Below are 21344 nucleotides of genomic sequence, written 5' to 3'. Positions count from 1 at the left end.
GGGAGATCAGATCGCGTCGTTGCCGGTTTCACCGGTTCTGATGCGGATCGCCTCATCGATGCGCGATACAAAAATCTTGCCATCGCCGATGCGGCCAGTCTGCGCGCTGGTGCGGATCGCCTCGACGGCGCGCTCGACCATTTCGTCGGAAAGAACGATTTCGAGCTTCACCTTGGGCAGGAAGTCGACGACATATTCGGCGCCGCGATAGAGCTCGGTATGTCCCTTCTGGCGGCCGAACCCCTTCGCCTCGATCACCGTGATGCCCTGAAGTCCGACGTCCTGCAGGGCCTCCTTCACCTCGTCGAGCTTGAAGGGTTTGATGATCGCTTCGATCTTCTTCATCCTGCTCTCCACGCGCGCCGCCAGCGTTCGCTGACGGCAAAGTGCTGTTAGCATTCCCCATGCCGGGCGCCTATTGGCGAGGGAACGGCTGCTGGCGATGCTGTAAGCAGGATAAAAATCTCACATGCATAAATTTCGTGCAAGATGATCAATCCCGCGCCAAATGCGGCGAAGGCCGCCGCGAGCAGCCTTCTCCGCCTGCTCAGCAATGACGCGATGCGGCGCTGCGACGCCGCGGCGATCGCGGCGGGAACGCCGGGAATTGTGCTGATGGAGCATGCCGGCGCGGCGGTCGCCGCGATCGCCATGGAGATGGCGGGTCAGCGCGCCCGCATCGCCGTGCTCTGCGGCGGCGGAAACAATGGCGGCGACGGCTTCGTCGCGGCGCGGTTGCTGAAAGAGCAGGGTTATGACGTCGCGTTGGCCTTGCTGGGCGACGCCAATGCGCTCCGTGGCGACGCGGCCCTCGCCGGAGCGACGTGGGGGCGCGCGATCGAGGACGCCGCGAGCTTCTCGCTCAACGGATTTGATCTCGTCATCGACGCGCTGTTCGGCGCCGGCCTGTCGCGCGATCTCGACGGCGACGCGCGCGGGATTGTCGAGCGCGTCAATGCGAGCGGCGCACCCGTGCTGTCGGTCGATCTGCCCTCAGGGATTGATGGCGACACGGGCGCGGTTCGCGGCGCGGCGGTGAGGGCAAGCCGGACTGTGACCTTCGCCCGGCGCAAGGCCGGCCACCTCCTGCTGCCCGGCCGCGAGCTCGCGGGTCCGGTCACCGTCGCCGATATCGGGATCGCCGACGCGATCCTCGACGCCGAGGCGCCGGCCTGGTTCGCCAACCATGCTGATCTCTGGCACGACCGCTTTCCCGCGCTCTCGGCCGCGAGCCACAAATATGTCCGCGGCCATCTCCTCGTGGTCGCCGGCGGGCTGGAAGGCGTTGGCGCGCCACGGCTGTCGGCGCGCGCCGGGCTGAGGGCCGGGGCAGGGCTCGTCACCATCGCCGCTCCCGGCGACGCGCTGGCGGCCCACGCCGCCCGTGGGCCCGACGCGCTGATCCTGCGCCGCGCCGATGATGGCGAAGCGCTCCGCGCGCTTCTCGCGGACAGGCGTCTCTCTGCCGTGGTGATCGGCCCGGCGCTCGGCCTCTCGCGTCTCGCCAGACAGAAGCTCGACGCAACCCTGGCTTCGGACGCCGCCATGGTCATCGACGCCGACGCGCTCACTCTGCTCGATGGAGACCTCGCGCCGCTCAAGCGCGCCGGCCGCCGCAAGAGCCTGATCCTGACGCCCCATGAAGGGGAATTTGCGCGCCTGTTCAGATCCCAGTCGACAGATTCTCAGCAGGGAAATAAGGGCGTTCCCTCGAAGCTCGAACGCGCCTTGTCCGCCGCCCGTTTGTCTGGCGCGGTGGTGATCCTCAAGGGCGCGGACACCGTGATCGCCGCGCCCGACGGCCGCGCCGCCATCAATGAGAATGCGCCGCCCTGGCTGGCGACCGCCGGCTCCGGCGATGTGCTGGCGGGCGTCGCCGGCGCCCTGCTGGCGCAAGGCATGCCGCCGTTCGAGGCCGCTTGCGCCGCGGTCTGGCTGCATGGCGAGGCCGGCGCGCTTGCGGGCCGGGGCCTGATCGCCGACGATCTGCCCGAGGCGGTCGGCCGCGCCGGCGCGAGGCTTTCGGAAAAAGCCAATTCCGGGGCGTGACATTGTTTGGCCATCGCTTTGGGATTGAAGCGCGGTCAGAAAGGCGACGAATATGACGGCGACATTCCAGGCGGGCCTGCTCCCGCGCGCGCTCCTTTTCGCGATGTTCGCATCGGCCTCCGCGGCCTGGGCGCAGCCTTTACCGCCGTCCCGGCCGGCGTCGCCTTCAGCTCCGGCCGCGCAGCCCGCGCCTGCGACGCAATCTGCTCCGCCCGCCGCTTCGACGCAGCAGCCGGCTTCCGCTCCCGCCGATGCGGATGAGGAGGCGGCGCCATCGAGCCAGCCGACCCAGAATGCGAAGTGCGAGACTTACCGGAAGTCCTTCGACGGCGCCGTGAACCGGCTCGGCAAGAAGGGGCTTGGGCAGGAGTTCCTTGATCGCAACGCCGCCTTCATCGCCTCGAATTGCGCCGGCGAGCGCAACGTCTGCCCGCGCTCGCCCGAGGAGCTGCGCGTCGCCAATGTCATCGTCATGCAGGCGGTGAGCGGCACGGGTGGCACCTTCATGCCCTTCGCCTGCCGGAAGGAATAGGCGTCAGGGAAGGGGCGGCGTCTCCGCATCCGAGAAGCCGTAGCCGCGCATCATGCGTCGGTGATCGTCGGTCGCGATGATCCGCGCCAATTCGGCGTCGAACGCCTGCCGGAACTCGTGATCGCCTTTCGCGAAGGAGAAAGCGCCGGCGGCGCGCGCAGCCCCTCTCGTGTCGGGCGCGGCCTCGGCGATGTCGACCATCGCCAGCCCTTCGTCAGCCGCCCGCTTGAGATAGCCGCGATGCGCCATGGCGACGCTGGCGTAGGCGTCCGCGGCTCCGTCGCGCACCGCCCGCGCCGCGCCCTCCTGCGTCGCGAATCGCGAAATGCTCGCGACCGGGACGCCCGCGGCCATCGCCGTCCGCTCCTGGATCTGGTCGGCGACGACGGCGAGCCGCATCGCGGGATTGGCGGCCAGCGCCTCATAGGAAGGGAAGCGCGCCTCCTCGCCTGCGCGCATCAGCAGCCCGTCCGCCAGCGCCCAGACCGGCCGGCTGAAATCGACCAGACGCGCCCGCTCGCCCGAGATAAACAAAGGCGTATTGAGACTCCAGCGTCCCGCCATAAGTCCCGGAATCAGTTCGGCGAATGCAACTTTGACGAATGCGATTTCGGCGACGCCGATCGCCTTCAACACGCGGACGCCAAGCTCGATATCGCAGCCCGAAGGCCCATTGGCGCCAGGAAAGCAGAAGGGCGGCTCATCGAGATAGGCGAACACAGTTCGCCGTCGCCAGTCGGCGCGGGAAGGACTCATGAGCAGCTCGGAATCGAGAGAGGAGGCGTCCCTTATAACACCTCGAACCAGCCGCCGAGGCCCGCGTCGAACAGGTCCGCCATGGCGCTGCGCAGCGCCCACTTGCCGGGATTGTCGGCGACGAACACGAGGCGGGCCGTCAGGCCGGGCTGCACGAGCGCCGTGTCGACCCAGAACGGGTCCCAGCCATCGTCGAGCACGAACAGCAGCCGGCCGTGATGGCCATGGATGCGCATCGCCTGGGCGATCTCAGTCTTGTTGTGGAAGGACAACACCATGGTCGTGCCGCGCTTGGCTGAAAACAGCGCCGGGCCTCCGAAGACAGGACCTGTTCGCCGGTTGAGCGTCCAGGCGGTCGGCTTTCCCTGCGGCTGCGGGCCGCCCTCGATCGTGAGATCGACTCGCTGGGCGCGGGCGAGGTCGAGGATTTTCGGGAGATCGTTGGGCGGCAGCGCCGCGATTGGCGGCAGGGCGGCGCGACGATCGCCAGCGCTCTTCAGAATGAAAGCGGGAACAGCGACTTCGGGCGTAATCTGAACCTTCAATGCGAATTGCTGGCCGGCGTCGCCGGGGAGGTCAATCATGAGATCGGCGCGTCCGTTCGGGGTCAGGATCGCGGCCGCGCCCTTGGGTTGAAAGGCGGTCGAGGAGGGCTGGCCGTCGATCGCCACGATGGTCGCGGGAACGCCCTCGAAGCGCAGGGTCAGGATGCGCGCCGTCGAGGCGTTGACGACGCGCACGCGGGCCCGGCCGCCTGTGGGAATCGTATCCTCGAAAGCCTTCGGCGCCCCATTGATGACGAGCACATTGCCGAGCCGGGGCAGGGCGCCCGGTTCGGGTTTCGCGGGCGCGGGAATCGCGCCGTCTTCGCCGAGCCGCCAGTCGTCGATGACGACGAGAATGTCCTTGTCGACCTGCGGCGGGGTTCGCTCTTCAACGATCAGCACGCCATAGAGGCCGCGATCGACCTGCTCGGCGGTGCGTCCGGCGACGCAGGGCTGGTAGAGATAGGTCCCGGCGTCGCGGGCCGGCAGGCGAATATCGATGGTCTCGCCCGGGCCGGCGCCTTTGGAGGAGAGGCCGGCGACGCCATCAAGCGCTGCTTCCGTTCGCAAGCCATACCAGTGGATTGAGGTTGTTTCCTCAAGCTTGTTGGCAAGCCGGACCGCGATGTCCTCGCCCTGCTTCACGCGAATGACGGGGCCGGGGCAGCCGCCATTGTAACTCCAGATCGGGGTCGCCGGCGCAGGCTCCGGCCGGATGCGGAGATCGGCCTTGCGCGCCTCGATCGTTAATGGCGACGGCTTGGGAGGAAAAGAAGGGAGCGCGGGCGGAATCTGCGCCTGCGCGGCCTTCGAGGCCATCGCAGCCGCTCCGGCGGCGAGGAATACGCGTCGTGACGTCATGACGAGGAGGTAGCATCGGGCGCAGCGAAGACCCAACGACTTTTCGCCGCCTGTCGCTTGACATTTCCTGACTAAATTCCTATTATGTGTTTGCCTCTGCTCTCTTGGGGCCGTCCGGGTCAGGACCGAACGGGAGCAGAGGGTGGACCTGCGGGTTCTGATCGCGACCTGGCTTTCAGGACTCCCGGGGGCTTCCGACAGCACGCCCGCCCGACACTAGGATCGGGCTGTCCGAACGGACCTTAAGCGGGACACCGCGGAGAGCGTGCGACAGGAGGTTTCAGAATCCGCGCCGGGAGCGCCGGAAGGCGATCGTTCTTTCAGAACGTTCTCAGCGCCTCATCGGCGCTCCCGGCCTCCCTTGGAGGCGAGGATGAAGGGAAGAGATCAAAGCGGAGAGGAAATGGGGCCGAGCGCGAGCCCGTGAATTTCGCGCGCCTATCTTCCCAACGTCATTCCGGGGCCGAGCGGAGCGAGGGGCCCGGAACCCAGAAAATAGTGAAGCCTGCACCAGATCTGGGTTCCGGGCTCGCTCCTGCGGAGCGCCCCGGAATGACAAGCTGGATGGGGAAGCGCGCCGCCGTTCCGCCCCCGATCGTGTCACGATTGACCCTCTCCGCGAGGGGGAGGGTGGCGCGCAGCGGCGCTCCAGCCCCGCCCCGAACCCCTCATTTTTCGCGTGCAAGGACATATTTCCATGCTATGAGCGCCGCCGACCCGACGGGGCTATTTGCTCTGACGCGGGCGTGGCGGAACTGGTAGACGCGCTGGGTTTAGGTTCCAGTGGCGAAAGTCGTGGGGGTTCGAGTCCCTCCGCCCGCACCAGAACCGCCCTGTCGCTTCCTTTTGTCGAAGGCTGAAGATTATGCAGGTGATCGAGACCCTTTCGCAGGGCCTGAAGCGTGAATTCAAGGTGACCATCGAAGCCGGCTCGCTGCTCAAGCGCGTCGATGAGGAGATCGAAACCCTCAAGGGTAAGGTCCGCATCAACGGCTTCCGCCCCGGCAAGGTCCCGACGGCTCACCTGAAGCGCCTCTATGGCCGCTCGCTCATGGCCGACGTGCTCAACAACGCCGTCGTCGACGCCAACAAGGCGATCGTCGAGGAGCGCGGCCTCAAGCTCGCCATGGACCCCAAGATCGAGTTCCCCGAGAACAAGGACGAGATCGACAACGTCATGGACGGCAAGGGCGACCTGACCTACGGCGTCGCCGTCGAGGTGTTGCCCCAGTTCGAGGTCGCCGACTTCTCCGGCATCTCGGTCACCCGCGAGAGCGCCGAGCCGCCAGCCGAGGAGATCGACGAGGAGATCCAGCGCCTCGCCAAGCAGAATCGCCCCTATTCCGCCAAGGCTGATGACGCCGCGGCGGAGAATGAGGATCGCGTCACCATCGATTTCGTCGGCTCGATCGACGGCGTGCCCTTTGAGGGCGGCAAGGGCGACGACATGCCGCTCGTGCTCGGCGCCGGCGGCTTCATCCCGGGCTTCGAGGACGGCATGCTCGGCGCGAAGAAGGGCGAGCAGCGCATCGTCAAGGCGACCTTCCCCGAGGGCTACCAGAAGGCCGAACTCGCCGGCAAAGTCGCCGACTTCGACGTCACGGTGAAGCAGATCGAGGCTCCCGGCGAAGCCGTCGTGAACGATGAGCTCGCCAAGGCGTTCGGCCTTGAATCGCTCGACAAGCTCAAGGACGCGATCAAGGAGAACTTCTCCCGGGAACTGCTGATCGTCGCCCGCGCCAAGACCAAGCGGCGCCTTCTCGATGCGCTCGACGGCCAGTATTCGTTCGAGCTGCCGCCGACGCTGGTCGAGCAGGAATTCGCCAATGTCTGGGGCCAGGTCGAGCAGGACATGAAGGCGTCCGGCAAGACTTTCGAAGACGAGAACACGACGGAAGAGAAGGCCCGCGAGGAGTATCGCAAGATCGCCGAGCGCCGCGTCCGTCTTGGCCTGGTGCTCGCCCAGATCGGCGACGCCGCCAAGGTCCAGATCACGGATGACGAAGTGTCGAAGGCGCTCGTCGAGCGCGCCCGCCAGTTCCCCGGCCAGGAGAAGGCGGTGTGGGATTTCTACCGCAAGAATCCGCAGGCGCTGGCCGAGCTGCGCGCGCCGATCTTCGAGGAGAAGGTGATCGACCACATCCTCGCCGGCGCCAAGGTGACCGACAAGGTCGTCAGCCGCGACGAACTGCTGGCGGACGATGAATCCTCCGAGCTCGGCAAGGCGCTGAAGGGCTGAACGCTTAGATCACGCCGCACTTTGATTGAATCAATCAAAATGCGGGAACGTGATCGATTCCAAAAGTTTAGAGCATGGCTCTTGCGAAAAACCGGTATCCACTTTTTTGCGCCATGCTCTAGCCTTTCCTCTGAACAGAAGCCCCGGACCTTGCGGTCCGGGGTTTTTCTTTTATGAGCGTAAATGACGGTGCGGCAGCGCGAAAAAAGCCGTTATTGCGCCGCCTCTACAATTCGCGCCGCCATTCACCACATATTGAATGCGGTCGGGACAACCGATCTGTTTTGCTTTGCCGGAGGGGGGAGCGGCTATACTACCCCCGACCTGATTCCCCGGCGCCGAGCCGGACGCCGTTGAGAGAGTCGCCATGAAAGACCCTGTAGACATCTACAATAATTACCTGGTGCCCGTGGTCATCGAGCAATCGAACCGCGGCGAGCGTTCTTTCGACATCTATTCGCGTCTGCTGCGCGAGCGCATTATCTTCCTGACCGGCACCGTTGAAGACAACATGGCCTCCCTGATGGTGGCGCAGCTTCTGTTCCTCGAGGCGGACAATCCGAAGAAGGAAATCTCGCTCTACATCAATTCGCCCGGCGGCTCCGTCACCGCTGGCCTCTCGATCTACGACACGATGCAGTTCATCAAGCCGCCGATCACCACCATGTGCCTTGGAATGGCCGCATCCATGGGATCGTTGCTGCTGACGGCGGGCGAGAAGGGGCAGCGATTCGCACTGCCGAATTCGCGGATCATGGTTCACCAGCCTTCAGCCGGATATCAGGGCAAGGTCACGGACATCATGATCTACGCCAAGGAGTTCGAGCAGACGAAGCGGCGTCTCAACGAGATCTACTGCGACCATACGGGCCGCAGCTACAAGGAGATCGAGGACGCCCTCGAGCGCGACAACTTCATGTCGGCGGACGCCGCGAAGGATTTTGGCCTGATCGACAAGGTGGTCGACAAGCGGATCGACGATCCGGCGCCGCCGACCAAAGTGTGATGGGCTGCCGCTGCGGGACCAGTTGATCCCGATCGGGCATCGTGTTTGCATCCCCGATCGGGGAGGGGAAAGGTCGCCCCGTATTTGGGCGGCCGACAGGTAGCCGGCGCTACTTTTTGTTCACCGCAGCGCCGGTAGACTATGGTCAGGTGAACGTTTTGTGTCGCTTCGGCGACCAGGCGTGAGCAGGGAATGGAGGCTGGCATGGCCGGTAACACCAAGGCGAGCGGAGGCGACGGCAAGAGCACGCTGTACTGCTCGTTCTGTGGCAAGAGCCAGCATGAGGTCCGCAAGCTCATCGCTGGCCCGACGGTGTTCATCTGCGACGAATGCGTCGAACTCTGCATGGACATCATCCGCGAGGAATCGAAATCCTCGCTGGTTAAGACCAAGGACGGCGTTCCTACGCCGAAGGAGATCCGCAAGGTCCTCGACGACTATGTCATCGGCCAGGACTACGCCAAGCGGGTGCTCTCGGTCGCTGTCCACAACCACTACAAGCGGCTGAACCACGCGACGAAGCACAATGACGTCGAACTGGCGAAGTCGAACATCCTGCTCTGCGGCCCGACCGGCTCGGGCAAGACGCTGCTCGCCCAGACGCTCGCCCGCATCCTCGACGTGCCTTTCACCATGGCGGACGCGACGACGCTCACGGAAGCGGGCTATGTCGGCGAGGATGTCGAGAACATCATTCTCAAGCTGCTGCAGGCGTCCGACTACAATGTCGAGCGCGCCCAGCGCGGCATCGTCTACATCGACGAAATCGACAAGATCAGCCGCAAGTCGGACAATCCCTCGATCACCCGCGACGTGTCGGGCGAGGGCGTCCAGCAGGCGCTCCTGAAGATCATGGAAGGCACGGTCGCGTCTGTTCCGCCGCAGGGCGGCCGGAAGCATCCGCAGCAGGAGTTCTTGCAAGTCGACACGACGAACATCCTGTTCATCTGCGGCGGCGCGTTCGCCGGGCTCGACAAGATCATCGCGTCGCGCTCGCAGGGCGGCACCTCGATCGGCTTCGGCGCCAAGGTGCGCTCGCCGGACGAGCGCCGGATCGGCGCGCTATTCCGCGAGGTCGAGCCGGAGGATCTCCTGAAGTTCGGCCTGATCCCGGAGTTCGTCGGCCGTCTCCCCGTCATCGCGACGCTCGAGGATCTCGACGAATCCGCTCTCAAGAAGATCCTGACCGAGCCGAAGAACGCGCTGGTGAAGCAGTATCAGCGCCTCTTCGAGATGGAGGACACCGAGCTCACCTTCAACGATGAGGCGCTGAACCTCATCGCCCGCAAGGCGATCGAGCGGAAGACCGGCGCGCGCGGCCTGCGCTCCATCATGGAGGGCGTGCTGCTCGACACGATGTATGATCTGCCGGGTCTCGAAGGCGTCGAGCAGGTGGTGGTCGGCCCCGAAGTCATCGAGGGCAAGGCGCGGCCGCTCTACATCTACTCCGAGCGCGAGGAAGAGGCGAAGAAGGCGAGCGCCTGAAGTATGATATATATGTCTTCAGGCAGAATCAGTCAGCATGAGAACAGACTATGGAACTCGATCTCAAAGAGGTCACGCCGGAGTCCGAACTCACGCTCGATGCAGCGCTTGAGCTAGCAGAGCTTCGAACCGGATTGCGACAAGACATTCCGTCGTTTGAATGCTTAATCGACTTAATTCGAGACGATCGGCCGCTGAAGCAGCCACAAGGCGTGACGCTGCTTTCCGATCCTCGCGGATTCTCCGTGGTGCGGAATGCGTGGGTTCGGTCATCGAAGGCGGGGCAACCTATCAATTTAAATAATTTCCGCGAAATCGTCGTCGGCTATTTGAACGGTTTGAAACAATCAGCGTTGGACGGTTCTGCTGCGGATACGAAAACCGCCGAAGAATTTTGCCTCGCCCTGAATAAAGCTTTCCTGAGCCGAAAATATTCATCGGTGGAAGAGAGAGCCTACCGCTCAAAGAATCTTCAAGGATGAGCATTTATAAGAATGCGGAGCTCAAGCTAGATCACATTGTCAGCCTCATTGACGATATGATCCAACAAGAAGCACCATTCGAAAAAATTCCAAATGCTTTGCGTCAGATTAAGCACGTTTTCGAATTATATCGAGCCAAACTACAGCGTGCTAAAAAGACCAACGAAGCGAGGCTGACGAGCGTCGTTTGCGAGAACATCAATCAAAAGATATTTGAAACGATAAGCATCTTGGGATTTTTGATGCGGTCGTCAAATCTGAGAAACTCTTTTGAAGTTCTATACCCCTTGGAGCAGATCGCTCGAAAAATTATCGCTTCAAAAGTCTATGTTTTGATCTCCTCGGAGTGGGATTACATCCCTTCGCGATCCCGCAGGGAATAGATGACCTCCCTCAATATGTGTTTATTGGGTTACCCGCTTTCGAAAGTCACAACGCTCTGCTGCTTCCTTTAGCTGCTCACGAGCTAGCTCACGCGGTTTGGCGTAGGAAAAACATTGAAGGCGGCGCTGCTAATAATTTGCTGATTCAAATGAAGTCGATTTTCGATCACAACAAGCCGAAATTTTTGAAAGCATTTCCAGAATATAAAGAAGGCGATCTAGTCTCGCAGCAACTGCTTGATGAGAATGTCGAGGCAGCAATAGCAATATCTCTGCGCCAAGCTGAAGAAATTTTCTGTGATATGTTAGCTTTGGCACTTTTCGGTGAAAGCTATGTTCGAGCTTTCGAATACATTCTGTCACCAGGATTAGGTGCTGTTCGCCGTGCGGACTATCCACCGATGTCTGTTCGAGTTGAGTTTCTGCGCTGGGCCGCGAAAGAAAAGGTGGCCGGATTCATATCCGAAGAATTCATGAAGGAATATATTGAGCGACCGCTCATCCAGAATGAACGAAATCAATTCATTGATGAAATGGCCCAGCAGGGACTGCACGCTTTGAGAGGCGCACTATGGACAGAAGTGAGCCGTCTAATCGCAGACGCAAATATCCCGCGACCCAACTCTTCCCAACAGATGAAATGTCACGCTATGTTTGAGCGTGGCGTACCCCATCCGCAGCCGGCTTCTCTCGCTGATGTATTGAATGCAGGTTGGAAGAGATTTGATAGCATCATAAATGGCGACAACGACGATACGCGTCGCGATCAACTAGCTCAGCTAAACGATATGATTTTCAAGACAATCGAGATAATGGAATTTCAACTTCGGACGCAATAAAGTGACAATCGGCGCAAAGCTCCTTGCCTCATTGGTTCGCGATGGGAACGAGGGTGACGTCAACGGGTTAGTGGTGATCCCGCCACCCGATATTGATGCGATTAGGCGATCGGGCGAGGCATCAGTGACCCTACGATTAGGTCGCTGGTTTCTCTCCATGCGGCAATCGAACGTAACACATATATCTACATACAAGACAACCTCCGATGTGGGGGAAGCGCGGATCGGAAAAAAGCATTTTGTGCCGTTTGGATCAGATTTCGTTGTTCATCCCGGACGGTTCGTGCTTGCAAGCACGCTGGAATGGATACGGATACCGGCTCACCTAACCGCTTATGTTGTGGGCAAATCTTCGTTGGGCCGGCGCGGCATAATTATTGAGACTGCGGCAGGAGTACATCCGGGCTTTTCGGGCTGTCTAACTCTTGAGATCGCAAACGTTGGAGAAGTGCCTGTTCAATTGACACCCGGCATGAATATTTGTCAGATTTTCTTACATCGAGTTGAGGGAGAGACGTCTGAAGCTAAAACAAAATTCTCGGGCCGCCGCCGCCCGGCGATAGGCGCGTTGTCAGCGGATCCGGTCTTGAAGCGGCTGCAAAGAGATTGAATAGTTTTCTGGGCCGTTAAGACATTTATCGAAAGCAGGGAATCCGCTAGTCTTCCCGGCGAAACCGGAACGCGCGCCATGCCGAAATTTCAGATCAGCCGCAGACGATTTGCCGAAGCGGGCGCGATGCTCGCCGCGGCTACCCCGTTCGGCGCCCTTGCGCAGGAGACGCCGCGGCGCGGCGGCGTTCTGATCGTCGCGGCCGACGGCGAGCCGCGCAATATCAATCCGGCGATCGTCGCATCCAACGGCGTGTTCTTCATGGCGAGCAAGGTGATCGAGCCGCTCGCGGAAATGAAGGAAGGCGGCGGCTTCGCGCCGCGGCTCGCGACGTCGTGGGAAGGCTCGGCGGACGGCAAGACGATTACGTTCAAGCTGCGCAGCGGCGTCACATGGCATGATGGCAAACCCTTCACGTCTGCTGACGTCGCCTTTTCCGCGCTCGAAGTCTGGAAGAAGCTGCAGAATTTCGGCCGCGTGCTGTTCAAGGAGCTTGAGGCGGTCGACACGCCGGACGCGCAGACCGCGATATTCAAATTCGCCAAGCCGACGCCGCTGCAACTGATCGAGAACGCGCTGCCGGCGCTGACATCGGTGCTGCCGAAGCATGTCTATGAAGGCTCCGATATCGCCACCAATCCGGCCAACGTGAAGCTTGTCGGCACCGGCCCCTTCAAGTTCGCGGAATACAAGCCCGGCGAATATTATCGGCTCGAACGCAATCCGAACTACTGGGACGAGGGAAAACCCTGGCTCGACGGGATCATCTTCCGCGTCATGCCCGATCGCGGCGCCATCGCCGCGGCGACGGAGGCGAACCAGATCCAGCTCTCGGCCTTTTCAGCGGTGCCGCTCGCCGATCTCGCGCGCATCGCCAAGGTTCCCGGCGTCAAGGTGATCGCCGACGGCTATGACGGCGTCACCTATCAGCTCATCGTCGAGATCAACAATCAGAAGAAAGAGCTGTCCGATCCGCGCGTGCGCCGCGCGATCGCGCATGCGATCGATCGCACCTTCGTCACCGATACGATTTTCCTCGGCACGGCCAAGGCTTCCAACGGACCTATTCCGCTCTTCGACCGGGTGATGAACGATCCGCAGCTCGCGGCGCCGCGCTTCGATGTGGCGCGCGCCAACGCGCTGCTCGATGAAGCCGGATATCCCCGCGCGTCGGGCGGCGTGCGCTTCTCGCTGAAGCTGCTGCCGGCGCCGTGGTTCGAGCAGACGAGGCAGTTCGGCGACTATCTCAGGCAGGCGCTGCGCGCCGTCGGCATCGATGCGCAGATCGTCAACAACGATCCGGCCGGACATACGAAAGCCGTCTATACCGATCGCGCTTACGACCTCGCCATCGGCTCGCCGGTCTATCGCAACGATCCCGCGATCTCGACGACGGTGCTCTATCAGAGCGGCATTCCCGCCGGCGTGCCCTTCGCCAATCAGTATAATTACAAGAGCGATGAGATGGACGGCGTCATTGCAAAGGCGGCGTCCGAGATCGATCCCGCAAAGCGCGCTGCGCTCTATCGCGACTTCCAGCAGATCGCCAATCGCGACCTGCCCATCATCCATGTCGCGGAATGGACTTTCATCACCGTCGCGCGCGATAGCGTTCGCAATGTTGGCAACAATCCGCGCTGGGCGACGTCGCATTGGGCCGACGCATGGCTTGCGGCCTGACGCGCCGCTGAGCGCGCGACGAACCACATGAATCGCGCGCTGCGCATCCTCGTAACGCGCCTCGTCGGCGCCGTGCCGACGCTCGCGCTTGTCGTGATCGCGGCGTTTGCGCTTTTATCGTTCGCGCCGGGTGATGCGGTCGACGCCTATTTCGCCGAGACCGGAGGCGCGGGCGGAACGGCGGGCGACCTTCGCGCACGCTGGGGGCTTGGCGGATCGGGAATCGAGAAGCTCATCGCATTCGCCGGCGGCGTGCTTCGCGGCCAGTTCGGCCATTCCATCGTGCATAACCGGCAGGTGCTCGACGTCATTCTCGAACGTCTGCCGACGACGATGCTGCTTATGGCGCTGGCGTTGGCGCTCGCGACGCTGATCGGCGGCGTGCTGGGGATCGCGGCGGGCGCGCGTCCCGGCGGCGCGCGCGATCGCATCCTCTCGACAACGGCGCTGGCGCTGAACGCGATCCCGAATTTCTGGCTCGGCCTCCTGCTGATCCTGCTGCTCGCGGTGCGATGGCCGCTGTTGCCGGTCGGCGGCCTGCAAAGTCTCGGCGTTCCGCTCACCGGATTGAGCTGGGCGCTCGATCGCGCCGCGCATCTCATCCTGCCGACGCTCGCGCTTGGCCTCGGCTATGTCGCGCTGAGTTTGCGCAGCCTGCGCGCCGGCATGGTCGAAACCTGGCGCGCCGATCACGTCCGCGCGGCGCGAGCGCGGGGATTGCCGGAGCGATCCGTGATCTGGCGCGCCGTCGCGCGTCCGGCTTTGTTGCCTGTCGTCGTGCTGATCGGCCAGCAGGCGGGAACGATGCTGGGCGGCAGCGTCGTCGTCGAAACCGTGTTCGCCATCCCCGGCATGGGGCGGCTCGCCTATGAGGCGGTGAGCGGCCGCGATCCTGCGCTGCTAATGGGCGTCGCGCTGACGAGCAGTCTGTTCGTCGTCGCCGCAAATCTGATCGTCGATCTGCTGCTGGTCCGGCTCGATCCGCGCATTGGAGCCGCGCATGCGTAGTCGCGCGGCTTTCCGCTTGCTGCGCACGCCGGAAGGCGCGACCGGCGTCGCGGCGCTTGGCGTTTTCATTCTGTTCGCTGTCGCCGCGCCCTGGCTCGCCGGAGACGATCCGCTGGCGATCGCCGGGCGGCCGCTGTTGCCGCCGGGCGCCAATCCGGCGCTGCCGCTCGGGACTGATCGGCTCGGTCGCGACATCTTCGGCGAATTGATCCATGGCGCGCGCACGACGCTGACGACCGCCTTGTTCGTGATGATCGCCGCGACGGCGGTCGGCGCATCGATTGGCGCCATAGCCGGCGTCGCTGGCCGCTGCATCGACGAACTGCTCATGCGGATCGCGGACGCGACGCAATCGGTGCCGTCCTTCATCATCGCGCTGGCGATCGTCAGCGTGACGGGGCCGTCCGCTCCGACTGTTATCGCTGCGCTGGCGGCCAGCGCCTGGACCGCGCCGGCGCGCGTCGTGCGCGCCGAAGTGCTGAGTCTCAAGACCAGACCCTTTGTCGACGCCTCCCGGCTCGCCGGACGCAGCCCGTTCGCCATCGCATTTTCAGTCATCCTGCCGAATGCGCTGTCGCCGCTGCTGGCGCTTTCGGCGATTATTGTGGCGAGCGCCGTCATCATGGAGGCGGCGCTCGCCTTCCTCGGCCTGACCGATCCCAATGTGGCGAGTTGGGGCGCGATGATCGCTGAGGGCCGCTCCGTGCTGCGCACGGCTCCTCATGTGGCGCTCGCGCCGGGAATCGCATTGGCCCTGACCGTGCTTGCCGTCAGTCTTATTGGCGAGGGGTTGGCGAAGGCGCTGGCGTCGAGCGAAATCTGAGGCGTGGGATGACTGACATCGAGACTTTGCGGGTGGAGCTGGCGGCGGCCTTCGCCAATCGGGCGGACCTCTACCGCCTGATGCGCCGGGCGTTGGTTCGCGAGCTGGGCGAGGAGCGGGCCGAGACGGTGATCTCCGACATGCTGGAGGAACGAGGCCGCGAAGTCGCTCAAATCCTGTTCGCGGACACGCCGGCTGACGCGAAAGCGGTCGCGGAGCGTTTCCTCAGCGTCAGCCCAGATGGCGGGCGGCTGTTTCCCCATGCGGTCGAGCGGTCGGAGGGCGTCTGCACGATCCGGGTGCATTCCTGCCCTCTGAAAGACGCGTGGGTCGCCGCGAAGCTGCCAGACGAGGAGGTCGCCGACCTCTGCCGGCTGGCCGGCGCCTTCGATAAGGGCCTGTTTGAGGCCGCCGGCGTGGAATTCGCTAACCAGACCTGGACAAGGGAGAGAGGTGGCGGCTGCTGTTGGATTACGCTCACCTCAAAGCCCTGAACTGTGGCTTGAATGCCGCGCCACTGATTGCCATTTTGGTCTAGTCTTCGAGTCGACCGCGCTCATGGCGAGGCGGCGGCCCAGATGCGGCGAAGGTCTTCCGGGACCTGAAACCGCCATCGTCCGGACGGCAGCCCATTCGGGGAGCCGGGACGGGCGCAAGTTGAAAGGAAACTCTGATGGCCTCCGCCAAGACTCGCCCGCCCCTGATCCCTGGAGTGTCGGGCGTCTACCCCGTTCTTCCGCTTCGCGACATCGTCGTCTTCCCGCATATGATCGTGCCGCTGTTCGTCGGCCGCGAGAAGTCGATCCGCGCGCTCGAAGAGGTCGTGAAGAACGACGGCTATATCCTGCTCGCCACCCAGAAGAACGCCGCTGACGATGATCCCGCGACCGACGCGATCTACGAGGTCGGCGCGCTCGCATCCGTTCTCCAGCTTCTGAAGCTGCCTGACGGCACGGTGAAGGTGCTTGTCGAAGGCGCGACCCGCGCCCAGGTGAGCGACTATGTCCAGACCGACGATTTCTACGCCGCCAACGCGGTCGTGATCGGCGACGAAGAAGCCGACAAGGTCGAGGTCGAGGCGCTTGCGCGCTCGGTGGTTTCGGACTTCGAGAATTACGTCAAGCTGAACAAGAAGATTTCGAGCGACGTCGTCAGCGCGGTGTCGCAGATCACCGACTATGCGAAGCTCGCCGATACGGCTGCGTCGCATCTGGCGATCAAGATTCAGGACAAGCAGGCCCTGCTCGAAACCTTCTCGGTCGCCAAGCGGCTCGAGAAGATCATGGGCTTCATGGAGAGCGAAATCTCCGTGCTGCAGGTCGAGAAGCGCATCCGCTCGCGCGTCAAGCGCCAGATGGAGAAGACGCAGCGCGAATATTATCTCAATGAGCAGATGAAGGCGATCCAGAAGGAGCTGGGCGACGGCGAAGAGCAGAAGGACGAAGCCGCCGAGCTCGAGGATCGCATCAACAAGACCAAGCTCACCAAGGAAGCCAAGGACAAGGCGATGCTGGAGCTGAAGAAGCTCCGGCAGATGTCGCCGATGTCCGCGGAAGCGACCGTGGTGCGCAACTATCTCGACTGGATGCTCGGCATCCCGTGGGGCAAGAAGTCGAAGATCAAGAAGGATCTTGCGGGCGCGCAGGCGACCCTCGACGACGATCACTTCGGTCTCGACAAGGTCAAGGAGCGCATCGTCGAGTATCTCGCCGTGCAGCAGCGCGCCAACAAGCTCACGGGTCCGATCGTCTGCCTCGTCGGCCCTCCCGGCGTCGGCAAGACCTCGCTCGGCAAGTCGATCGCCAAGGCGACCGGCCGCGAATTCGTGCGCATGTCGCTCGGCGGCGTGCGTGACGAGGCCGAAATCCGCGGTCACCGCCGGACCTATATCGGCTCGATGCCCGGCAAGATCATCCAGTCGATGCGGAAGGCCAAGACCAGCAATCCGCTGATCCTGCTCGACGAGATCGACAAGATGGGCATGGACTTCCGCGGCGATCCGTCGGCGGCCCTGCTTGAGGTGCTGGATCCCGAACAGAACCACACCTTCAACGACCACTATCTCGAGGTCGATTACGATCTGTCGAACGTGATGTTCATCACCACGGCGAACACGCTGAACATTCCGCCGGCGTTGCTCGACCGCATGGAGGTGATCCGCATCGCCGGCTACACCGAGGACGAGAAGGTTGAGATTTCGCGCAAGCATCTCATCCCGAACGCGATCAAGAAGCACGGCCTCGACGCGAAGGAATGGTCGATCGCCGATGACGGCCTGATGCTGTTGATCCGCCGCTACACGCGGGAGGCGGGCGTCCGCAACCTCGAGCGCGAGTTGTCGAATCTCGTGCGCAAGGGCGTGAAGGACATCCTGCTCAAGAAGCAGAAGAAGGTCGCTGTCGCCGCCGAGAACCTGCCCGACTATCTCGGCCCGCCGAAGTTCCGCTACGGCGAGACGGAGACGGAGGATCAGGTCGGCGTGGTTACGGGTCTCGCCTGGACCGAGGTCGGCGGCGAATTGCTGACGATCGAAGGCCTGATGATGCCCGGCAAGGGCCGCATGACGGTCACCGGCAACCTCAAGGATGTGATGAAGGAGTCGATCTCCGCCGCCGCGTCCTATGTCCGGTCCCGCGCGCTCGAGTACGGCGTGAAGCCGCCGCAGTTCGACAAGCGCGACATCCACGTGCACGTGCCGGAAGGCGCGACGCCGAAGGATGGCCCGTCGGCCGGCATCGCCATGGCGACCGCGATCGTGTCCGTGATCACCGGCATCCCGGTGCGCCGCGACATCGCAATGACCGGCGAAGTCACGCTGCGCGGCCGCGTGCTGCCGATCGGCGGCCTCAAGGAGAAGCTGCTGGCCGCGTTGCGCGGCGGCGTGAAGAAGGTGCTGATCCCGGAAGAGAACGCCAAGGATCTCGCCGATATTCCCGCCAACGTGAAGAACGGCCTTGAGATCGTGCCAGTGTCGCGGATGGACGAGGTGCTGAAGCATGCGCTCGTCCGCCAACCCGAGCCGGTCGAGTGGGACGAGGAGGCGGCCGAAGCCGCCGAGAGGTCCCGGCCGAAGCCTCCGTCGGATGACGCGGCCGGCGTCTTCGCTCACTAAGGCGAGAAACTAAATTCGAGCCCCGGGAAACGCTGTTTCCCGGGGCTTTCCGTTGCGCCCTAACATCACGATGCGAGCCAGATGCTGGCGGCCAGTCCGGGCGTGAGCAGCAGGCCCGCCCACAGGAAAGCCGACGCCCAGTTGGCGATCTGGAATTGCAGCCAGGGCATGTTCGAGACTCCTGCGGCGATCGGCACCGTCGCGCGGAACGGTCCGAAGAATCTGCCGATGACGATCGCCCACGCGCCCCAGCGCTTGAAGAAGGCGCGCGCCCGCCCGAAGAGCCGCGGCTGCAGCGAGAGAGGCCAGACATGCCTGATCCGGTGCTTGAAGCGCCAGCCGAGCCAGTAGGACGCCCAATCGCCAAGCGCGGCTCCGGAACTGGCTGCGATCCAGATCAGCATGAGATCGATTCCGCCCGACCCCGCCACCGCGCCGAATGCGACCAGCGCGCTGGCGAACGGCACGAGGAGCGAGATCACCGCAAAGGACTCCGCGAACGCAAGGCAGAGCGCAATGACAGCCGCCCATTCCGCGTGATCGCGCGCGAGGCCCAGCGCCCAGCTCGTGAATTCGCCCATCAGGATGCGGCGCAGCGGGTTGAAAAATTGCGAGGCTGGGAGCCGTCGCTCATCACACGGCCATGCGCCGATGCGCGGCGACGTCCCAGTTGCGCGTGAGCAGGCGGAACAGCCGGCCGCCGCGCGATTTCAACCGCTTGTAGGCGGCCTTGAGATCGAGCACGAGCGTGATGCGGCGGCTTGTCGAACGCAGCTCGCCGCGATCATGAGTGGCGACGGGATGAAAGCCCATGATGCGCGTATGGAAGCCGTAGGGGCTGTGCGGATCATCCTCGAATACGTCGGTCAGAAGATGGGTGAAGCCGCGATCGACGATCTCGTGCGTCGCCGCCTGCATCAGCGCCGTCGCGACCGTGAAGCGCGCGCGATATTCCTGCGTCACCGCGAAGCGGCCGATCTCGACGAACTTCTTGTCGCGCAGATAAGCCTTGATGCTGAATTTGGGATTGATCCGGCGGAACTGATATTTCGCATATTGTTCGATCGGCGGCGTGTAGAGCACGCGCAGCACGCCGACCGGCGCGCCTTCGACCGACGCGAGGAACCACGACACGTCGTCGCGCTCGCGATCTGATGCGGGCGCCTGGCCTTCGGCGTCGAGCACCCAGCCTTTTTCCTTGCGATAGATGGCGTCGAGCACGCTGACGACGCCGATGAAATCCGCATCCGTGACGACGCGGTGAACAGAAACATCTCCCTCATGGGTCATGATGGGTCTCCCTCGGAGCGATCCAGGATTTGCCGGACAGGCGGGCGATGTCGGTCATCATCACCGCATGCCAGGCGCGAACCTCCGCTGCGGACGCGACTGACGCGGACGCTGCCGGAGGATGAAGCAGCGGGCCGATATGAACTTCGATGAGCGCGCGGCCGGAGAGGGCCAGACCGCCGTACGGATCGATGAGACGGATGCCCGCCGGCGCGATCGGCGCTCCGGTTTCGAGCGACAGGCGCGCCGCGCCGAAGCGGCCGCGCATCAGCCGCGTCGGATTGCGGTTGACGGCCCCTTCGGGAAAGACGCCGATCGGACGTCCAGCCAGGATATGCGCGCGCGCCTGCTCCATCGGCGACGTCGCGCTCGTGAACAGCGGCTTCAGAACATTGAGGAAGGCCGGCCGCGCCGGCTTGCGCGTCACAGTGATCGCGCCGCCTCTGAGATAAAGCTGGTTGACGCCGGGGATGAGGCGGAAATTCCAGTCGGCGAGGAAATGGATCAGCCGGCCGCGGCGATGCAGCATCAGCAGCGCCGGCACGAACAGCGCCTCGATGCGCGTGTTGTGGTTGAGCGCAAGAATGAACGGATCGCGCGGCGTCGAAACGTGCTCCAGACCGTGAATCGCGCGCACGCTGCGGCGCGCGACGGCGGCCATCGTCTTCGCGAGCCATCGATCGGGGAAAGCCTGCGGCAGCGGCGTCGCCACGATCTCGCGCAGGGTCGGCAGACCTCGTGCTGACCACCCTGTCGCAGGCGAAAGATGGTGTTCGAGGAGCGACATCGCCTGGTCCGATCAGGCGGGGCTGGCGGCGGGATAGGGCGCCCAGCCGGGCTCTTCCTCGCCGGCGGGCGACGCCCAGCGCAGCAGCGCAATCTCGCCAGCGAGTGTTTCAGCGATGGCCGTGCAGCTCCGCACCCAGTCGCCGCAATTGACGTAGCGAACGCCGCCGACAATGCGATCGGCCGCCTGGTGGATATGACCGCAGATCACGCCGTCCGCGCCTCGGCGGACCGCCGCGCGCGCCGCGGCGCGCTCGAAGCTCGCGATGAGACCGAGCGTCGCCTTGAGCCAGCCGGCGAAGGAGGGGCCGGCCTGTCGCTGATCCTGTCCCCCGGTCAGCCCCAGCCATCGCAAGGCGAGCGATCTGATGCGATCGCCCAGAAGCGCCAGCCGGCGCGGCGCCCACATCAGCGCGTCGAATTGATCGCCATGGGTGACGAGCAGGCGCTGTCCGGCGCCGGTCACATATTCGCATTCCGCAGCGATCTCGATCCTGTCCCAACTGCCGCCGCAGAACTCGCGCAACTGCGCGTCGTGATTGCCCGGGATCAGGATGATGCGGACGCCATTCTGCGCCGCCCTGAGCAGCGCTCGGATCACTTCGCGATGGGCCTCCGCCCATCTCGCGCGCGGAGAATCCCGCCACAGATCAACGAAATCGCCGACCAGATAGATCACGCCAGCGCTGTGCTGGCTCAGGAATTCAAGCAGCGCCTCCGCCTTGCAGCCCGCCGCGCCGAGATGAACGTCCGAGATGAACAACGCCCGATAGTGGCGCTGGGGGCTGGCGCGCGTCATCAAACGCTCCGTTCAGGCCTCTCCAGGGAGGACCGACGGCGCTTCAGAACCGATTCTCG

General features: G+C 63.5%; 21 protein-coding genes and 1 tRNA gene. 15 read left to right on the top strand and 7 right to left on the bottom strand.

From position 1 onward, the window contains the following. Positions 1–6: 6 nt before the first annotated feature. Positions 7–345 (bottom strand): P-II family nitrogen regulator, encoded by a 339-nt coding sequence (locus L8F45_RS09490; protein WP_342362628.1) that lies wholly within the window; start codon positions 343–345, stop codon positions 7–9. Between the two features lie 144 nt (positions 346–489). Between L8F45_RS09490 and L8F45_RS09485 the strand changes: the two genes are divergently transcribed. Next, positions 490–2049 carry an NAD(P)H-hydrate dehydratase gene (locus L8F45_RS09485; protein WP_342362627.1) on the top strand — a complete coding sequence of 520 codons (1560 nt, stop codon included), beginning with the start codon at positions 490–492 and terminating at the stop codon, positions 2047–2049. A gap of 52 nt (positions 2050–2101) precedes the next feature. Then, the gene (locus L8F45_RS09480) at positions 2102–2581 is read left to right on the top strand and encodes a hypothetical protein (RefSeq protein WP_342362626.1); all 480 of its coding nucleotides are present in this window, start codon (positions 2102–2104) and stop codon (positions 2579–2581) included. Positions 2582–2584: 3 nt separating this feature from the next. Here the strand turns inward: L8F45_RS09480 and L8F45_RS09475 are convergent, their stop codons facing one another. After that, positions 2585–3337, bottom strand: coding sequence for a transporter substrate-binding domain-containing protein (locus L8F45_RS09475; RefSeq protein WP_342362625.1), 753 nt, complete (start codon positions 3335–3337; stop codon positions 2585–2587). 32 nt (positions 3338–3369) lie between these two features. Beyond that, entirely contained in the window at positions 3370–4701 is a 1332-nt protein-coding gene (locus tag L8F45_RS09470) for a multicopper oxidase family protein (RefSeq protein WP_342362624.1), read from the bottom strand. 782 nt (positions 4702–5483) lie between these two features. On the opposite strand from L8F45_RS09470, the gene L8F45_RS09465 reads away from it, so the two are divergent. The 13 genes from L8F45_RS09465 to lon all read left to right on the top strand — a co-directional run bounded on the left by L8F45_RS09465 (position 5484) and on the right by lon (position 18410). Further along, positions 5484–5568, top strand: a tRNA-Leu gene (locus L8F45_RS09465). 40 nt (positions 5569–5608) lie between these two features. Continuing rightward, complete coding sequence (tig, locus tag L8F45_RS09460) at positions 5609–6982, top strand: trigger factor (protein ID WP_342362623.1); 1374 nt, start codon at positions 5609–5611, stop codon at positions 6980–6982. A 367-nt stretch (positions 6983–7349) separates the two neighbouring features. Next, entirely contained in the window at positions 7350–7988 is a 639-nt protein-coding gene (locus L8F45_RS09455) for an ATP-dependent Clp protease proteolytic subunit (protein ID WP_342362622.1), read from the top strand. Between the two features lie 204 nt (positions 7989–8192). After that, positions 8193–9473, top strand: a complete 1281-nt coding sequence (gene clpX, locus L8F45_RS09450) for an ATP-dependent Clp protease ATP-binding subunit ClpX (protein ID WP_342362621.1) — start codon at positions 8193–8195, stop codon at positions 9471–9473. A gap of 50 nt (positions 9474–9523) precedes the next feature. Then, complete coding sequence (locus L8F45_RS09445; RefSeq protein ID WP_342362620.1) at positions 9524–9955, top strand: hypothetical protein; 432 nt, start codon at positions 9524–9526, stop codon at positions 9953–9955. After that, positions 9952–10338 (top strand): hypothetical protein, encoded by a 387-nt coding sequence (locus tag L8F45_RS09440; protein ID WP_342362619.1) that lies wholly within the window; start codon positions 9952–9954, stop codon positions 10336–10338. The genes L8F45_RS09445 and L8F45_RS09440 overlap by 4 nt, the downstream gene beginning before the upstream one ends. Continuing rightward, positions 10302–11177, top strand: coding sequence for a hypothetical protein (locus tag L8F45_RS09435; RefSeq protein ID WP_342362618.1), 876 nt, complete (start codon positions 10302–10304; stop codon positions 11175–11177). The genes L8F45_RS09440 and L8F45_RS09435 overlap by 37 nt, the downstream gene beginning before the upstream one ends. Before the next feature lies 1 nt (position 11178). Beyond that, positions 11179–11787: a dCTP deaminase gene (gene dcd, locus L8F45_RS09430; RefSeq protein WP_342362617.1), complete on the top strand. Its 609-nt coding sequence runs from the start codon at positions 11179–11181 to the stop codon at positions 11785–11787. Between the two features lie 78 nt (positions 11788–11865). Beyond that, positions 11866–13467 (top strand): ABC transporter substrate-binding protein, encoded by a 1602-nt coding sequence (locus L8F45_RS09425; RefSeq protein ID WP_425329993.1) that lies wholly within the window; start codon positions 11866–11868, stop codon positions 13465–13467. Between the two features lie 27 nt (positions 13468–13494). Beyond that, positions 13495–14475, top strand: a complete 981-nt coding sequence (locus L8F45_RS09420; RefSeq protein ID WP_342362616.1) for an ABC transporter permease — start codon at positions 13495–13497, stop codon at positions 14473–14475. Further along, positions 14468–15298 carry an ABC transporter permease gene (locus L8F45_RS09415; protein ID WP_342362615.1) on the top strand — a complete coding sequence of 277 codons (831 nt, stop codon included), beginning with the start codon at positions 14468–14470 and terminating at the stop codon, positions 15296–15298. Before L8F45_RS09420 ends, L8F45_RS09415 begins: the two co-directional genes overlap by 8 nt. 8 nt (positions 15299–15306) lie before the next feature. Then, the gene (locus L8F45_RS09410; protein ID WP_342362614.1) at positions 15307–15792 is read left to right on the top strand and encodes an L-2-amino-thiazoline-4-carboxylic acid hydrolase; all 486 of its coding nucleotides are present in this window, start codon (positions 15307–15309) and stop codon (positions 15790–15792) included. Between the two features lie 179 nt (positions 15793–15971). Further along, on the top strand, positions 15972–18410 hold the full coding sequence (gene lon / locus L8F45_RS09405; protein ID WP_342362613.1) for an endopeptidase La: 2439 nt from the start codon (positions 15972–15974) through the stop codon (positions 18408–18410). Positions 18411–18475: 65 nt separating this feature from the next. Here the strand turns inward: lon and L8F45_RS09400 are convergent, their stop codons facing one another. Genes L8F45_RS09400 through L8F45_RS09385 form a run of 4 tightly spaced genes read right to left on the bottom strand, consistent with a single transcriptional unit; the run spans position 18476 to position 21285 of the window. Beyond that, positions 18476–18991, bottom strand: coding sequence for a DedA family protein (locus tag L8F45_RS09400; RefSeq protein ID WP_342362612.1), 516 nt, complete (start codon positions 18989–18991; stop codon positions 18476–18478). A 52-nt stretch (positions 18992–19043) separates the two neighbouring features. Then, positions 19044–19700 carry a GNAT family N-acetyltransferase gene (locus L8F45_RS09395; RefSeq protein WP_342362611.1) on the bottom strand — a complete coding sequence of 219 codons (657 nt, stop codon included), beginning with the start codon at positions 19698–19700 and terminating at the stop codon, positions 19044–19046. Then, a complete protein-coding gene (locus tag L8F45_RS09390; protein ID WP_342362610.1) occupies positions 19690–20487 on the bottom strand; it encodes a lysophospholipid acyltransferase family protein in 798 nt (265 codons plus the stop codon). Before L8F45_RS09390 ends, L8F45_RS09395 begins: the two co-directional genes overlap by 11 nt. Positions 20488–20499: 12 nt before the next feature. Further along, a complete protein-coding gene (locus L8F45_RS09385) occupies positions 20500–21285 on the bottom strand; it encodes a UDP-2,3-diacylglucosamine diphosphatase (RefSeq protein ID WP_342362609.1) in 786 nt (261 codons plus the stop codon). Between the last annotated feature and the right edge of the window lie 59 nt (positions 21286–21344).

This window comes from Terrirubrum flagellatum (genome assembly GCF_022059845.1).
In the GTDB taxonomy this organism is placed as follows: domain Bacteria; phylum Pseudomonadota; class Alphaproteobacteria; order Rhizobiales; family Beijerinckiaceae; genus Terrirubrum; species Terrirubrum flagellatum.
The sequence above is the reverse complement of the archived record's forward strand: the minus strand, read 5'-3'. Positions and strand labels throughout refer to the sequence as shown.

Excerpts from the sequence above, each read along its gene's own strand:
- L8F45_RS09480 (WP_342362626.1), top strand. The coding sequence starts at position 2,102 with ATGACGGCGACATTCCAGGCGGGCCTGCTCCCGCGCGCGCTCCTTTTC.
- L8F45_RS09385 (WP_342362609.1), bottom strand. The coding sequence starts at position 21,285 with ATGACGCGCGCCAGCCCCCAGCGCCACTATCGGGCGTTGTTCATCTCG.
- L8F45_RS09425 (WP_425329993.1), top strand. The coding sequence starts at position 11,866 with ATGCCGAAATTTCAGATCAGCCGCAGACGATTTGCCGAAGCGGGCGCG.
- clpX (WP_342362621.1), top strand. The coding sequence starts at position 8,193 with ATGGCCGGTAACACCAAGGCGAGCGGAGGCGACGGCAAGAGCACGCTG.
- L8F45_RS09440 (WP_342362619.1), top strand. The coding sequence starts at position 9,952 with ATGAGCATTTATAAGAATGCGGAGCTCAAGCTAGATCACATTGTCAGC.
- L8F45_RS09400 (WP_342362612.1), bottom strand. The coding sequence starts at position 18,991 with ATGGGCGAATTCACGAGCTGGGCGCTGGGCCTCGCGCGCGATCACGCG.
- L8F45_RS09475 (WP_342362625.1), bottom strand. The coding sequence starts at position 3,337 with ATGAGTCCTTCCCGCGCCGACTGGCGACGGCGAACTGTGTTCGCCTAT.
- L8F45_RS09415 (WP_342362615.1), top strand. The coding sequence starts at position 14,468 with ATGCGTAGTCGCGCGGCTTTCCGCTTGCTGCGCACGCCGGAAGGCGCG.
- lon (WP_342362613.1), top strand. The coding sequence starts at position 15,972 with ATGGCCTCCGCCAAGACTCGCCCGCCCCTGATCCCTGGAGTGTCGGGC.
- L8F45_RS09390 (WP_342362610.1), bottom strand. The coding sequence starts at position 20,487 with ATGTCGCTCCTCGAACACCATCTTTCGCCTGCGACAGGGTGGTCAGCA.
- L8F45_RS09420 (WP_342362616.1), top strand. The coding sequence starts at position 13,495 with ATGAATCGCGCGCTGCGCATCCTCGTAACGCGCCTCGTCGGCGCCGTG.
- tig (WP_342362623.1), top strand. The coding sequence starts at position 5,609 with ATGCAGGTGATCGAGACCCTTTCGCAGGGCCTGAAGCGTGAATTCAAG.
- L8F45_RS09410 (WP_342362614.1), top strand. The coding sequence starts at position 15,307 with ATGACTGACATCGAGACTTTGCGGGTGGAGCTGGCGGCGGCCTTCGCC.
- L8F45_RS09485 (WP_342362627.1), top strand. The coding sequence starts at position 490 with ATGATCAATCCCGCGCCAAATGCGGCGAAGGCCGCCGCGAGCAGCCTT.
- L8F45_RS09455 (WP_342362622.1), top strand. The coding sequence starts at position 7,350 with ATGAAAGACCCTGTAGACATCTACAATAATTACCTGGTGCCCGTGGTC.
- L8F45_RS09395 (WP_342362611.1), bottom strand. The coding sequence starts at position 19,700 with ATGACCCATGAGGGAGATGTTTCTGTTCACCGCGTCGTCACGGATGCG.
- L8F45_RS09470 (WP_342362624.1), bottom strand. The coding sequence starts at position 4,701 with ATGGCCTCGAAGGCCGCGCAGGCGCAGATTCCGCCCGCGCTCCCTTCT.
- L8F45_RS09490 (WP_342362628.1), bottom strand. The coding sequence starts at position 345 with ATGAAGAAGATCGAAGCGATCATCAAACCCTTCAAGCTCGACGAGGTG.
- L8F45_RS09445 (WP_342362620.1), top strand. The coding sequence starts at position 9,524 with ATGGAACTCGATCTCAAAGAGGTCACGCCGGAGTCCGAACTCACGCTC.